The 13,850-nt window shown below is 37.7% G+C and carries 16 protein-coding genes and 1 riboswitch; of the genes, 14 read left to right on the top strand and 2 right to left on the bottom strand.

Annotation, left to right across the window (positions count from 1 at the left end):
* Positions 1-40: 40 nt before the first annotated feature.
* Positions 41-787: a hypothetical protein gene (locus LT143_RS00435; RefSeq protein ID WP_246938569.1), complete on the top strand. Its 747-nt coding sequence runs from the start codon at positions 41-43 to the stop codon at positions 785-787.
* A 68-nt stretch (positions 788-855) separates the two neighbouring features.
* Here the strand turns inward: LT143_RS00435 and LT143_RS00430 are convergent, their stop codons facing one another.
* The gene (locus LT143_RS00430; RefSeq protein ID WP_246938568.1) at positions 856-1,611 is read right to left on the bottom strand and encodes a hypothetical protein; all 756 of its coding nucleotides are present in this window, start codon (positions 1,609-1,611) and stop codon (positions 856-858) included.
* A 56-nt stretch (positions 1,612-1,667) separates the two neighbouring features.
* A complete protein-coding gene (locus LT143_RS00425) occupies positions 1,668-2,153 on the bottom strand; it encodes a hypothetical protein (protein WP_246938567.1) in 486 nt (161 codons plus the stop codon).
* 957 nt (positions 2,154-3,110) lie between these two features.
* On the opposite strand from LT143_RS00425, the gene LT143_RS00420 reads away from it, so the two are divergent.
* The 13 genes from LT143_RS00420 to LT143_RS00360 all read left to right on the top strand — a co-directional run bounded on the left by LT143_RS00420 (position 3,111) and on the right by LT143_RS00360 (position 13,382).
* Positions 3,111-4,124 (top strand): YheC/YheD family protein, encoded by a 1,014-nt coding sequence (locus LT143_RS00420; protein WP_246938566.1) that lies wholly within the window; start codon positions 3,111-3,113, stop codon positions 4,122-4,124.
* Between the two features lie 68 nt (positions 4,125-4,192).
* On the top strand, positions 4,193-4,633 hold the full coding sequence (locus LT143_RS00415; RefSeq protein WP_246938565.1) for a CotY/CotZ family spore coat protein: 441 nt from the start codon (positions 4,193-4,195) through the stop codon (positions 4,631-4,633).
* Positions 4,634-4,770: 137 nt separating this feature from the next.
* Positions 4,771-5,058: a hypothetical protein gene (locus LT143_RS00410; protein ID WP_246938564.1), complete on the top strand. Its 288-nt coding sequence runs from the start codon at positions 4,771-4,773 to the stop codon at positions 5,056-5,058.
* Positions 5,059-5,307: 249 nt separating this feature from the next.
* Positions 5,308-6,531, top strand: a complete 1,224-nt coding sequence (locus LT143_RS00405; RefSeq protein WP_246938563.1) for an ATP-grasp domain-containing protein — start codon at positions 5,308-5,310, stop codon at positions 6,529-6,531.
* A 6-nt stretch (positions 6,532-6,537) separates the two neighbouring features.
* Positions 6,538-7,566 (top strand): YheC/YheD family protein, encoded by a 1,029-nt coding sequence (locus LT143_RS00400; RefSeq protein ID WP_246938562.1) that lies wholly within the window; start codon positions 6,538-6,540, stop codon positions 7,564-7,566.
* Positions 7,567-7,619: 53 nt separating this feature from the next.
* Positions 7,620-7,706: riboswitch (ZMP/ZTP riboswitch) on the top strand.
* 39 nt (positions 7,707-7,745) lie between these two features.
* Complete coding sequence (locus LT143_RS00395) at positions 7,746-8,591, top strand: bifunctional 5,10-methylenetetrahydrofolate dehydrogenase/5,10-methenyltetrahydrofolate cyclohydrolase (RefSeq protein WP_246938561.1); 846 nt, start codon at positions 7,746-7,748, stop codon at positions 8,589-8,591.
* Positions 8,592-8,702: 111 nt separating this feature from the next.
* Positions 8,703-9,281 (top strand): CBO0543 family protein, encoded by a 579-nt coding sequence (locus tag LT143_RS00390; RefSeq protein ID WP_246938560.1) that lies wholly within the window; start codon positions 8,703-8,705, stop codon positions 9,279-9,281.
* Positions 9,282-9,400: 119 nt separating this feature from the next.
* Positions 9,401-9,751, top strand: coding sequence for a DUF1360 domain-containing protein (locus tag LT143_RS00385; RefSeq protein ID WP_246938559.1), 351 nt, complete (start codon positions 9,401-9,403; stop codon positions 9,749-9,751).
* Between the two features lie 359 nt (positions 9,752-10,110).
* A complete protein-coding gene (locus LT143_RS00380) occupies positions 10,111-10,578 on the top strand; it encodes a YhcN/YlaJ family sporulation lipoprotein (protein ID WP_246938558.1) in 468 nt (155 codons plus the stop codon).
* 49 nt (positions 10,579-10,627) lie between these two features.
* Complete coding sequence (gene spoVAC / locus LT143_RS00375; protein WP_246939122.1) at positions 10,628-11,068, top strand: stage V sporulation protein AC; 441 nt, start codon at positions 10,628-10,630, stop codon at positions 11,066-11,068.
* Between the two features lie 12 nt (positions 11,069-11,080).
* Positions 11,081-12,094, top strand: a complete 1,014-nt coding sequence (gene spoVAD, locus LT143_RS00370) for a stage V sporulation protein AD (RefSeq protein WP_246938557.1) — start codon at positions 11,081-11,083, stop codon at positions 12,092-12,094.
* Positions 12,094-12,450, top strand: coding sequence for a stage V sporulation protein AE (gene spoVAE, locus LT143_RS00365; protein ID WP_246938556.1), 357 nt, complete (start codon positions 12,094-12,096; stop codon positions 12,448-12,450). The genes spoVAD and spoVAE overlap by 1 nt, the downstream gene beginning before the upstream one ends.
* Positions 12,451-12,491: 41 nt before the next feature.
* Entirely contained in the window at positions 12,492-13,382 is an 891-nt protein-coding gene (locus LT143_RS00360) for a DUF421 domain-containing protein (RefSeq protein ID WP_246938555.1), read from the top strand.
* The last annotated feature ends 468 nt before the right edge of the window (positions 13,383-13,850 follow it).

Here is a 13,850-nt window from a genome sequence, read left to right as displayed (position 1 = left end):
GGGACATATGTCCCCTTATTTTAAAAAGGGTGGTGAAAGAATGAAAGAAGAAAGTGTATGTAGAGACTTTAGATGTCCTGAATTTATTCCAGCTGGGACTCCAGATGATTTCTGTATTCCAGAGGATTGTTGTCCCACCAGAATACCTCAACCCAAATATCCTTCACCAAACTCCTGTTTACCTGAAGAAGAATTAGAAGAACTTGAAGCAAAAATAGACGCGATTAATGAAATGTTATTAGATATTGCCCTTTCAGGGGAAAGAGAACAAAATCAGATATTTGAAATTTCATTCGATGGATTAGTAGGCCAAGAGGTCATCGTAAAGTTGAATTGCCCAAGCCTTACTAATGAAAACAAAAACTTGAGTGTAAAAGGAAGAGTGTTTCTTGTAGGTCAAGATTTTGTATTATTAAAGAGGAAGAAAACGGATGTACTCATTCCGTTTGAGCAAATTCTTCTTGTGAAATTGAAAAATCGATTTGCTGAACCAAATCCAGAACCAAATCTTGCAGATATAGATCCCTGCTTCAGGAGGAAATTAACTTTTAATTTTGGAGAGGTGGTCTCTTCTTCACCAGAGCTTATCCAAATTTTCTTCAGACTAACTATTAAGATCTATATGATGTTACTTGTAGGGGAAAAAGTAAAGGTCACGCTAGATGGGGTGAAGATGAAGGGGATTATATGTGATGTACACGATGAATCATTCACCTTAAAAATGAAAAATAAAGAAAGAGAGATTCCCCTAAATAATCTATGTAAGTTGACTTTTAAAAGTAAGTAACACAAAAAGAATGTCACTTCAATTGGAGTGGCATTCTTTTTACCTTCCCAGTGAATAGTGTTTCTTAACTAGCAGTTATCATCTTCATCTACTTCAATGTTTATAATGGAGGAAAATGGTACAATCCAGTGATTAAACTTTTTAACTTTCTTTTTCTTATTGTATTTTTTTACTTCTTTTAGAACTTTACTTTCTTCCTGTGAACAGTTGTCTTGATTATTCTGTTCGACTTCTACTTCCAAATGAGCGTATTGTTGTTGATTACTATTATAGCAGCTCTTTAGTTGTTCAGTAGCTTCCTTAGAATCTATTGAATTTAGATTAGTAGGACCATCGCATGGCTCGTTTTCTTTCGGCTCTTCTTTGGAATTGTGATTTTCTCCATTCGTAGACACAATTGGATAGCTTGGAAAGTAAATGGGTCTCTTTTTTCTTTCCTGACTGTTTTCTTCTTTATCCAGTTCTTCAGAGCTTGAAGAGCTTTCTTCTTCATAATCTTCCTCTTTAATAAATTTTTTAATCTCCACAATTTGCAGCGCACACACTTGGTTAAAATCTATGGTTATGCATTCTTTTGAAATAAAAGAGGGATTTTGTTCTGGAATAGGGCGTACAAAGAGACAATTTTTCTCACAATCAACTTGTAAGAGTTTTAATAATTTTGTCGGTGCACATTTGTCCTTCATTCTTACCAAAGGTGAGAATGGCATTCCATTGGCTAGGTAGACAATGATCGCAAATTCCGGTATAAACGGAAGGTAACAGTGAGGTTTACTAGATGGTAGAAGCTGTTGTAATTGTTGGATGACTGCTTTTCGTTTCATATATACCCTCCTTTCTAGCAGTATGTAACCGCTCTTGGTAAAGAGCGGGTTATTCCTTAATGATGGTGATCATCATCGAGTTCAACAAAATCAATAGACTCAAAAGGAACTATCCAGGATTTCCCTCTAAATTTTCTTTTTTTTCTTTTTTTCTTCTTTTTTTTCTTCTTTTCCTCTTCTTCTTCTTTTTCTTCTACTTCTTTCATTTCATCTAACACTTCAATTTCTACGAAATCAGAGCCTACAAAGCAAATCTTTGCTTTTACTTTTCGGTCTCCTTCAAGTTCCATCTTAACGATACAACCAATTAGTTGACGTAAACGGAAGTTTAATCCACCCTGTAACCCACCTAAGCGTACTCGAAAATCTTTATCACATAAAAAGCGGTCGCAAAAGTGGTCATCACACACATGATGATCGAAGTGATGATCATGTCCATGGTGATCGTGGCGAGGATGATGGCAATCATGGTGACCAAAATGGTCATGATGATCATGGTGGTCAAATTTCTTTTTGCCACATTTTGAACAAAAATGACTCATACTAGATTCCTCCTTGTATTTACGATTGTAAAGAGTTACATATGAATAATAATCGTATTTCCGCCAGAATGGATTTTCTTTTCGTGGCAAATTTTATGATCATGGCAATGTAACTCTCTGGGTTTTAGTGGGGCTAACTTCATAACATTTTGCTTCTTATGATAATTTCTTTGCAGTACATTAAATCTGTCATGATGTTTACTAGTTAACTTGTGAATGTGATTAAAATTTCTGCTATGACTGTGGCATTTACAACTGCTGTGATGAACTGAATGATGTCTGTTGTGGCGGTGACACTCACAAGTGCTGTGATGATGGTGTTTTAAATGATGATGCTTAGAATGATCATGATGATCTAAGTGGGAAAAATGCTTACTAGAATGATAATCTCTAGAGAAATGAGAATCGACATCGTGCTTTTTATGGCACGAATGACAGGTACAATGGTGAGACATACTTCTTACCTCCTATTCCCCGTATGTTATATAGTATGAATAACTGACTAGATTGAAAGGGACATAAGCCTTAAGAGAGAACAAGATTTACTTGTTCTCCCTAAGAAATGTTAACAATGATGGAAATCATCAAAGAAAAAGTCACGTCTACAGCTACAACGATGTTTTAAATGACAAACTGGACGACAACGGAAACGATGGCATAGTGACTTGCAGTGATGACAGTCATCATGGTGACGATGATGTTTTTCTTCCACTATGACTTTGATGACTTTATCCACTTTTTTCTTTTTTTTCTTCTTACATTTTTTTGACATAGCTTTTCACCTCTTTCTAAGGGAATAATGTATTTTATGAGAAAGTTTGATGGATGGACAGGTACAGATATCATTCATTTAAAAAATGTTTCATTTGTCTATAAGGGCACATAAGAGTAGGTATCATAATAGACTAATAACGGTACATTATTCGTGAGTAGTTTCTGGTAATAGGGGTGAGAGAATTGTCCATAATTGGTATGCTCCATCGTCAAAAGAACCCTGAAAAAATTCGGAAAGCCTATGCATGTGCAGCCGTTTCTAAGATGATGGGGGTCACTTTTTTTTATTTCACTTACAAAGATGTGGATTTTACGAACCGAACAATAGATGGAAAGTTTTATAAAGACGGAAAATGGGTGGAGGAGGTAATCTCATTTCCTAGTGTAATATTTAATGCCGATTCCCCCAAAACAAAAGAAGAAAGACAAATAAATAGATTATTAAAGCACGAGATTCCTTATACAAGTTTTCCGATTGGCAATAAATATGCTGTGTTTAAAAGGATGTACGATTCAAATAAGTTTAAAGATTTGCTCATACCTTCTTTTGAAGTGAAAGAGGCTGTGGAAGTTGTAGAAATGCTACACCAATACAAAGAGATCATCATTAAACCTAAAAATGGAAATAAGGGAAGAGAGCTTATTTATATAAAGACTATTGAGAAGGACACCATTATTTGGAAAGAAAGACATGAGCAAGTAGAGTTGAATATAGAAGCTGCGATTAATATCCTCCAAGAAAAAATAGTAAAGAAATCCTATATCTTGCAACCTTTTATCGAATGTAAAACCCAACACAATCACCCCTTTGATTTTCGAGTTCATATTCAAAAAGACGGGGAAGGTAAGTGGGTGATTAACACGATCTATCCGAGAGTCGGTCAAAAGGATGGTATCGTCAGCAATGTGCACAGTGGGGGGTATCGAGTTGAGTTAGAAGGATTTTTACAAGATGAATTTCCAGCTAGTGCTACAAGGATTATGAAGAGACTAAGTGAACTAGCCTTACAATTTCCAGTGGACTTTGAACTACTATATGATAGAAGTCTTGATGAGCTAGGTATTGATGTGGCACTAGTGAACGGAAGTGACTTTAAAATTTTCGAGGTGAACTGGAGACCTGGCTGCAAATTTCGGGAATTGGAGACAGCTCAATATCACATTGAATATGCTCTTTATCTTGCCAAGCAAAAATAGCGTACACTTATCACTAGTCATACACCCATAGCATAGGATACAACAGGATGTTACTGGGGGTTTATCACATGAATTTAAGAGAAGTATTACGAAAAACAATGAATGTCCAAGATGTAGTTTATGATTTCATGAGTTCCTATTTTCGAAATCTACTCCCTGGGAGAATGGGAGAAGATACCATACCTTTTATGTTATTGGCAGACGAAAGTTCTGGTGATTATTTTGAGGCGATCGGATACTTTTACAGACCTGGAACGAGGGGAGTAACGGTGTTTGAAACTCATTTTTTTAGAATAGAAGATGTTCATGAAAAGGAAGGTACCATAACCATTAGTCTTCTTATTCCTCTCGATGTAGATGGTGAAATTACAACATCTGTATGTGAAGTATACAAACTTAAAAAAACGAAATGTTGCCTAACTTTATGTCTTAACAAGTTTTGTGGAATTCAGTTTGTGGACCCGAGGTTAGTAACACGGAACCTACCGGTCGTTGAGCCTAAATGGTAAAGACCTGCTCTTTTTAAGGAGCAGGTTTTCTTCGTCATAGTTATGCTGATTTTTCTTACATTTGGACAAGTGCCCAAACCTCTTTTTTCATAAAACATACTATACATGTGAGCACTACTTAAAGAGGAGGAAGCTAGATGTCTAAAAAGAAGAAAGAAATCCATGTTGATAAAGTAATTATTAAAGCAGATAAAGTTATTATAATTAATGATGATGACCGCAAGCGAAAAAGAGATCCATGGTTCGGATTCCTAAGAGGAAATCGAGAGGAAAGAGATTTAGATGATGTAAGAGATGATTTTAATGATGATGAATTTGATGATGTAGATGATCGAAGACGGGATTTTGACGAAGAGAGAAACGATGATGACAACAGAGATAATCGAGATGATGAAGAGGACCGTAGACGCCCTTGGTGGTTCTAATTTAAATCTTCCTCTTATAGGTAAGGAGATCATGCATGTGCGTGATCTCCTTTCTTCATCGTTATTATAGGCTCTTTTCTGATACTTTGTTGCTTTATAACCTACTTTTTAAACTAGACTGAAAGCAACAATCTATACGAAAAGAGTATTTTAAAAATTAAAGTACATTGGAAGCCTCACATTTAACCTTCTGCTAAATATGCTGTAATAAAGAGAATTACCTTTATGCAAAAGAAGGTGTTTAACGTTTTGAAAACCATTATTTTTCTAGAAACGAATAAGTCAGGTTCTAGTAGAGACGCCATTCGTGCTGCTGAAGAACTTGGCTATTATACCGTGCTCTTTACAAGTCGAAAGAAGTTCATTATGCAGAGGGAAGAATTTTGTGATGTCCATGAAATGGTGCTACTTAACACACGCGATACCGAGCAGATGTTGGAGTATATTGACAGATTGCAGATACAAGGGAAGGTTGTAAAAGGAGTGATCAGTTTTATTGACTCTTTAGTTTCCGTGGCAATGGAACTATCCGAACAATTAGGGTTGGAAGGATTTACGTTAGCTTCTACTAAGGTTATGGAAGACAAAATCCTAACTCGTAAAGCTTTGAAAGAAAGCCCTGCTAATGTGCAATTTGCTGTTTACGATCATAGTCAGACAATAGATGAATTTATAAATAGCATGACGATTGAAATACCTTGTATCGTAAAATCACCTGCATCCACAGGTTCAAAGGATGTCCACCTGGTTGAAACCATTCACGAACTAAACGAAGTCATGAATCAATTAAAGGTTGAGAATCCTCAGACGCCGATTTTAGTAGAAGAATATATTGATGGACAACAATGGTTAATTGAAGCAATTGTCCAGAATGGTGATGTAGATATTATCGCAATAATTGGACAGGAGATTACGAAGCAAGAGCGTTTTATTATTACTGGTTACTACTCTTTGCTAGATTTAGATGCTGCTATATTAGCTTCATTAAAAGAAACGCTTACTGAAATTATCCGAGCAATGGGTATGATGCGAGGAAGTTGTCATTTTGAGCTTAGGAGAGTAGACAAACAATGGAAGCTCATTGAGGTAAATCCAAGAATTTCTGGTGGAGCCATGAACTCTATGATTTTGTATAGCCTGGGAATCAATCTAGTGGAACAAACCTTGAGATTATATCTTGGACTTCCTGTAGACGTTTCACCTACTAAACATGAATTTGTCTATACTCATTATTTAACCATCCTAACCAGGGGAAGTATTGTGAAGATCGCAGGGAAGAATAGAGCATCAAGAGCTGACGGAGTAAGAGAAGTATATATTAAGCCGAGAAAAGGGATGCTTGTCCATCCACCAACGTCAATGGGTCATCGATATGGATATATCATCGCAGCTGCAGAAACAAAAGAAAAAGCCAAACATTTAGCCATCTCTGCTGCAAAAGAAATACAATTTTATATTGAAGAACAGCGGTGATAAACGATGGTGACGATTGGTATGCTATATGATCGAAAACATCCTGACACGGTGAAAAAAGCGTATGCCTATGCTGCAGCTGCAAAAATGGAAGGTGTGGGTTTTTATTATTTTTCATTCGGGAATGTGGACTTTTTAACAAAGACAATAGTTGGTTATAAATATGAAGATGGTGGATGGGTGAATGACACTTTTTTATTTCCAGATGTGATCTATAATGCAGGAAGTGCTACTACTGATATGCAGGTAGAGATAGAGAGAAAACTCAGAGAGTTAATACCCTTTACTAGTCACTCTATCGGAAATCAACTGAATGTCTATCATCGTATTAAAGCAGGTGAAGAGTTTAGTCAATATCTTATACCTACAAAGACGCTGTCGTCGGTTGAAACAGTTACCGAAATGTTTAAAAAGGAAAAGGAATTAATCATTAACCCTATCTCAGGAAGAAAAAGTGAAGATGCTATTTTCGTTGAAAAATGTGAGGATATGTACCGACTGCTTGTTAGAAGAAAGGAAATAAGGCTAAGAGAAGAGCAGTTTAGCCAGTATATTGTAGATTTAATGATGATCAATAGTTGGATTGTTCAGCCTTATATAAGGTCCATTACAAATGATGGTTACCCATATGATCTTAGACTTCATGTACAAAAAAATGCTGAAGGCAAGTGGATTATTACTTGCATTTATCCAAGAATTACAGTGAATGACGTGGTGTCAAACATAAGTAAAGGTGGATATACCAACTTGTTTGAGGACTTTTTAAAAATGGAATTTCATGACCAATATTATAACATGAAGCGATATTTAGAACACTTTGCCTTAAGTTTTGCTGCTCATTTTGACAGCTTATATGAAGAACCACTGGATGAACTGGGAATAGATGTTGGTGTAGATCAGAACAATAAAGCATGGATTTATGAAGTGAACTGGAGACCGGGTACACCTCCGACCTTTAGTCTCGAACTAGATGTAGCGAAACATACAGTGTTATATGCAAGCTACATCGCTAGAAAGGCGAACGAAGTTAACTAATTTGTTTTGTTTATTCGTGTTTACTATGATAGAATGAAGACATTATTAAGTAGATAAATCGCAGTGACTGACGAAAATAGGTGGAAAAGACCACTGGGGAGCTGCGTCAATAGAAGAAGCCGTTCGTCTGGGCAGGGGTAAGATTACTTACCTTTTACCATTTCAAGGGGGCAAATAGAATGAATCAACCACTAGTACTAGATGGACTCAAGGTCGCAGATGATGTTAAAGCCAAGTTGCAGGTAAGAGTGCACAACTTGAAGGAAAAGGAGATTACCCCATGCTTAGCAACAGTGTTAGTAGGGGATGATCCTTCTTCTGCTACATACGTAAAGATGAAGGGCAATGCTTGTGAAAAGCTAGGAATTCAATCAAAACGAATTCATTTGCCTTCAGAGACCACTACTGAAGAGCTAATTCAATGTATTCAGGAACTTAATAGCGATTCTTTAGTGGATGGGATCCTGTTACAACATCCAGTGCCAGCTCATATTGATGAGCGGGCAGCATTCGAAGCCATTTCTATTGAGAAGGACGTCGACGGAGTAACAAGTTTTGGTTATGGGCAATTGGCATTCGGATTTGGAAAATACCCTTGTTGTACACCTGCTGCTATTATGGCCATTTTAGATTATTATGATCTACCAATGGAGGGAAAGCATGCAGTTGTAGTAGGAAGGAGCCCGATATTGGGAAAGCCGGTCTCTGTCATGCTGCTTAACCGTGATGCAACAGTTACGACTTGTCACTCTAAGACGCAGAATCTTGCTGATTTAGTGAGTCAAGCAGATATTGTGGTGGCCGCTGTCGGGAAGCCTAACTTCATTCAAGGAGCTTGGATAAAGGCCGGTGCGGTGATTTTAGATGCTGGTTACAACCCTGGTAATATCGGGGATGTTGACTATGAAGCATGCTACACTAAGGCAAGTGCTATTACTCCGGTTCCAGGAGGAGTTGGTCCAGTGACCATCTCTATGCTTTTAAAACATACGGTTGATTCCGCAGAGCTACGAGCAAAAAAATAATATTTATCCAGAACACCCTTAGCAATTGAGGGTGTTTTTTTATGCTTTATATACATGAAAAGATAAGGTCCATAAAATAATATAAGAAAGGAAACGACGAGGAGAATATATATGGAGCTACTAGTATTTGGACAAATTCCAACATATGAGGAAATTCAAGAAGTCAGGAAGTCATTAAGTGAAATGTCCATAAAGCATTGGAGGCATGACGATCTTCTTTCATTATCTTGGTGGTTCCTTTTGTTTTCAACATTCATGCCCTATATTGTTTGGTGGAGGTATGTTAATAAAACTAAATTTTATGAGATCTTCTCGTTCGGTTTGTTTTGTGGAATCGTAGCTACCGTTTTAGATGTAGTGGGGGTTGATTTATTATTATGGGGCTACCCTGATAAGCTATTTTCAATGGTTCCTCCGTTATTTCCAGCTGATATTTGTGTAATCCCAGTGAGCTCCATGTTTATTTTTCAATGGTTTACAAAGTGGAAAAGTTTCATCATCGCAACAATTATTTGGGCTGCCATTTTGTCGTTTATAGTTGAACCAGTTTTTATTTATTTTCATATGTTTGAACTACATGACTGGAAGCATACCTATTCATTTTTGGGATTTATCGTTTATTTACTTAGTTGTCGAACTGCCTTTCATCTCATTCACCAACATGTTGTAAAAAAGATTCAACCTTCATAAATGGAGTTTTCTGTCACTAACCGTGTACTAGCTGAATATTGTATAAGGATGAGGATGATCTCGTGAGGAATGAGCAGATTTTCTTCAGCTATGCTTGACCAGAAGAGGAGTGCGGTAGGGTGACTTGGTTACATTTTATTCTGTTAAGTTTAGCGAGCTTTCGTTTAACTCATTTACTTGTGTTTGATAACATTACGTCTTTTCTGCGCAGACCTTTTCATGAAGAAATTAAAGAAACGGAAGAGGATGGAAGCACCTCAACCTATATTGTGGTGAAAGGAAAAGGCTTACGAAGGTGGATAGGAGAACTGTTAAGTTGCTATTGGTGCACAGGGATTTGGTGTGCAGCCTTCTTTTATATCGCTTGGTGGATATGGCCGGTTGGAACGGAACCTTTAGTGATGATAATGGCTATTGCAGGGCTGGCAGCAATAGTTGAAAGCATTGTTTTAAAGATAACGGATGACTAGTGGTAAAGCCTGTTTTGCTTGTATAGGGAACTCTCTAAAATTCTTCATCATATTATATAGATGATAGATCAAAGCTAGGAGGGATCCAAGATGCTGAAAAAACAAGTTCAAACAGCAAAAGAAGATAAAAAACCAGTAGCTGAAGTAGAGAAGAAAAAGAAAAAAGGCTGCGGATGCGGCAGAAAAAGAAGATACTCCTAATTCAGAAATAGGCAATAGCCTGTTTCTTTTTTTTGCATGCAATGAAACCAGATAACTAAAAATTGGAATTAGAATACCATCATAAACAAGGAAAAAAAACACAATCTAATATAAGTACGTAACTAAAAAGCTACTAGATCAGGATAAGGATGATTGTGATGAAAAAAAGAATAATGATATGTGTAGCCTTGTGCTGGCTCTTAACAGCTTGTTCAGGAACTAACGAACAGGGACAAAATCAGGAAAGTACTCAACCACATAACGTAGCCATGACGCATGATGAACTGGAGAAAATGAAGTTAACGAAAGATAAAATAGCGATAAAAGCTAAAAATGAAACATTACGTTACGAAGAAATAAATGAAGTAATTGCTGTCCATCATGACAAGGAGCTAATCGTTGGCTTTAATGTGGAAAAGCTTGAAGAATTTAATGTAATGGAAGTGGAAGAGAAAGTTAGAAAAAATCTTAAAAAGAAGTTCCCAGAACATAAGATAACGGTTTCGCATGATTTAAAAATATTACTTGAGCTAAATAATTTAGTAACTGAAAAGGGAGATTTATCTGAGAAGGAAATTGAAAAAAAGATAAACGAAATTAAACGTCTTTCTAAGGAGAAAACATAACAAAGAGAGAGAGTTGATACAGTTGGCAAACAAACCAAAGAAAAACCATATGGCGTCACAAGAAACTTATAAACAGTTTGAGCAGCAGATAGAATTTAAAAGACCTGTCGTACGAAATTGCATGAAGGCATTTTTAGTGGGAGGGCTTATTTGTTGTATAGGACAAGCCATCTCATTATTTTATATAACTTTCTTTGATTTCACTGAGATGACGGTAGGAAATCCTACAGTTGCAACGATGATTTTTATCTCCATGTTATTAACAGGATTTGGTGTATATGATCATCTTGCTCAATTTGCAGGAGCGGGTAGTGCTGTTCCGGTAACGGGATTTGGTAATGCTGTTATTTCAGCAGCCATTGAACATCGAACAGAGGGATTTGTATTAGGAGTTGGGTCTAATATATTTAAGCTTGCAGGGTCTGTTGTTCTATTTGGTACCTTCTCAGCTTTCGTCGTAGCACTAATAAAAACCATTATAACCATGTGAGGATGACATTTTATGAACCAGATACAACGTACATGGGTTTTTGACAATCAACCCGTTATTACGTCCTCTGCTGCGGTAGGAGGGCCATTTGAGGCCAAAGGAAACCTAGCAGAAGATTTCGATATACTCCATGATGATCTATGGCTCGGTGAAGATTCGTATGAAAAAGCTCATAAAATTCTTTTAGAGGAATCAATTTATAAATCATTAGAAAAAGCGAGTCTAACAAAAGATGATATTCAGTTCTTGCTTGCGGGTGATTTGATCAATCAGATTACGCCATCTAGTTTTGCAGCAAGAACTCTTGGTATACCATATTTTGGCTTGTTTGGTGCTTGTTCTACTTCAATGGAGGGATTAGCTCTTGGTGCGTTTATCGTTAATCATGGTGGAGCAGAACATGTAGTAACCGCAGCATCAAGTCACAACTCAGCAGTTGAAAAACAATTCCGATACCCAACGGAATATGGAGGACAAAAGCCCCCAACAGCTCAGTGGACTGTAACAGGATCAGGTGCGTGTGTAGTAAGTAAAACAGGCAAAGGTCCTCGTGTTACTTCCGCTACTATAGGAAGGGTAATGGACTTGGGACTAAAAGATCCTTTTAATATGGGAGGAGCCATGGCCCCAGCAGCTGTTGATACAATTGAAGCACATTTTAAGGATAGAGGTATTGACCCTTCCTATTATGATTTAGTTGTGACTGGAGATCTAGGGAAAATTGGAAGGAAAGTTGCGCTAGACCTATTAACTGAGAAAGATGTTACACTATCACCTGAACAATTTAAGGACTGTGGACTTTTAATTTATAAAGATGACCAACCAGTAATGGCGGGAGCAAGCGGGCCAGGATGCTCTGCTACAGTGCTTTATGGGCATCTATTAAATAAAATGAGAAAGGGAGAACTGAAGAAAATCTTGGTTGTTGCAACAGGTGCACTTCTTTCTCCACTGTCTTTTCAACAGAAGGAAACGATTCCTTGTATTGCACATGCTGTTTCAATTGAATATGGAGGTGATGCATAATGCTAGCAACCTTTTTCTGGGCTTTTGTTGTAGGTGGCTTCATTTGTGTCATTGGTCAAATTATGATGGACGTCTTTAAGTTAACCCCAGCTCATACGCTGAGCACATTAGTAGTCCTTGGAGCCATACTTGACGGATTAGACCTATATGAGCCACTCATTGCGTTTGCGGGGGCTGGTGCGACAATTCCTATTACTAGTTTTGGAAACTCACTCGTGCACGGTGCGATGGAAGAAGCACAACAGCACGGTATTATTGGCGTATTAACTGGGATGTTTGAAGTGACAAGCTCAGGGATATCTTCTGCCATTATTTTTGCTTTTATTGGGGCATTAATATTTAAACCAAAAGGCTGATGGGAAGGTCAATTTAGTGACGTAAGAGGGAGAGGGATATGATGCCGGAATGGCTGCTGATTATTGTACGCTCAATTTCAATTTTAATTGGATTATTTTTTATTTTAAAGCTGTTAGGGAAAAAGCAGCTATCAGAGCTCTCCTTTTTTGAAACAATCGTTGGGATAACGATTGGGGATATTGCTGGATCGCTGTCAATGGACATAGCAGTATCCTACTTACATGGAGGAATTGCCATAATCATCTGGGCATCTATCCCTTATCTATTCGATATTATCGCAGTTAAAAGTAAAAAGTTCCGAGACTTTGTAGAAGGTAAGTCAACTGTCTTTATTAAGAACGGAAAAGTTCTAGAGGAGAACCTAAAAAAAGAGAAAATCTCTGCAGATGAACTACTAGAAATGCTAAGAAAGAAAGATATATTCCGCGTAGCAGATGTCGAATTTGCCTCATTTGAGCCGACAGGAGACTTAAGCGTATTAAGAAAAAAACAATACCAGCCTTTATCAGTAGGGGATGTAGTAGAGGAACCTCAAGAAGAAAAAGAACCAAAAGTAGTCATAATGGACGGGGATATTGTAGATGAATCCCTTTCCCAACTCAATCTAGACAGGAGCTGGCTACATAAAGAAGCAAAGAAGCGAGGATTAAAAGTGGATGACATCTATTTAGCACAAATAGATGGAAACCAGAACCAGCATCTTCACCTAGATCTCTACGATGATCAGGATCAAGAAGAGGCACCTCATCCACAACACTCCAAAAGGCTCTACGCTACCCTAAAAAAATGTCAGGCCGAATTAGAGCTACTTGGACTCCAAACCAATGACCAATCCATCCAAACGATCATGCACCACCAAGCAACCCAAATGCAACAACTCATCCAAACCCTCGAACCCCACCTAAACGGGGTCAGGCCCCCACTGCGGTAACACGTTAAAGGGATGGGGGCCAGGCCCCCGGTGCGGTAACACGTTAAAGGAATGGGGGCCAGGCCCCACATGCGTTAATGTGCGAAAGCGGGGAATGGTTAATTAGAAAATAGATTGTCTGAAAATCCACGTTTTCCCTAGTGCACTTGTCCATACATGATGGAACGAGGGACATAGTATATATAGAACGGATTTCCCCAACATGCTAATTTCTTTGGCCCTTCGTTTATACGGAGGGCATTTTTTTAGTAGTTATCCTTTCTTGTACCAGGGAGAGTGCCGAAGGGTTACACTTGCGCTAGATTAGAGGATTTCCTCTTCGTTTGTCTGATTGTGTCTGAAATTGATGGTGAATTCAAGGGGAATGGTTTCATGAATCGTCAAAGTTCATAGGGGGAGTATCGGATAATAATTGTATTAACCACTTTGATCGAAATTGATAGGGCAGTGACTGTCATAAATTGAAAT

It is taken from the genome of Bacillus pinisoli, from assembly GCF_023036475.1.
GTDB lineage: Bacteria > Bacillota > Bacilli > Bacillales > SA4 > Bacillus_BS > Bacillus_BS pinisoli.
Note: the sequence above shows the minus strand (reverse complement) of the source record. Positions and strands in the feature narration are given on the sequence as shown.

What these genes read in the sequence shown, in the direction of transcription:
- LT143_RS00390 (WP_246938560.1), top strand. Translation starts at nt 8,703, where the DNA reads ATGGAGCTACTAGTATTTGGACAAATTCCAACATATGAGGAAATTCAA.
- LT143_RS00360 (WP_246938555.1), top strand. Translation starts at nt 12,492, where the DNA reads ATGCCGGAATGGCTGCTGATTATTGTACGCTCAATTTCAATTTTAATT.
- LT143_RS00410 (WP_246938564.1), top strand. Translation starts at nt 4,771, where the DNA reads ATGTCTAAAAAGAAGAAAGAAATCCATGTTGATAAAGTAATTATTAAA.
- LT143_RS00395 (WP_246938561.1), top strand. Translation starts at nt 7,746, where the DNA reads ATGAATCAACCACTAGTACTAGATGGACTCAAGGTCGCAGATGATGTT.
- spoVAD (WP_246938557.1), top strand. Translation starts at nt 11,081, where the DNA reads ATGAACCAGATACAACGTACATGGGTTTTTGACAATCAACCCGTTATT.
- spoVAE (WP_246938556.1), top strand. Translation starts at nt 12,094, where the DNA reads ATGCTAGCAACCTTTTTCTGGGCTTTTGTTGTAGGTGGCTTCATTTGT.
- LT143_RS00400 (WP_246938562.1), top strand. Translation starts at nt 6,538, where the DNA reads ATGGTGACGATTGGTATGCTATATGATCGAAAACATCCTGACACGGTG.
- LT143_RS00380 (WP_246938558.1), top strand. Translation starts at nt 10,111, where the DNA reads ATGAAAAAAAGAATAATGATATGTGTAGCCTTGTGCTGGCTCTTAACA.
- LT143_RS00435 (WP_246938569.1), top strand. Translation starts at nt 41, where the DNA reads ATGAAAGAAGAAAGTGTATGTAGAGACTTTAGATGTCCTGAATTTATT.
- LT143_RS00425 (WP_246938567.1), bottom strand. Translation starts at nt 2,153, where the DNA reads ATGAGTCATTTTTGTTCAAAATGTGGCAAAAAGAAATTTGACCACCAT.
- LT143_RS00415 (WP_246938565.1), top strand. Translation starts at nt 4,193, where the DNA reads ATGAATTTAAGAGAAGTATTACGAAAAACAATGAATGTCCAAGATGTA.
- spoVAC (WP_246939122.1), top strand. Translation starts at nt 10,628, where the DNA reads ATGGCGTCACAAGAAACTTATAAACAGTTTGAGCAGCAGATAGAATTT.
- LT143_RS00430 (WP_246938568.1), bottom strand. Translation starts at nt 1,611, where the DNA reads ATGAAACGAAAAGCAGTCATCCAACAATTACAACAGCTTCTACCATCT.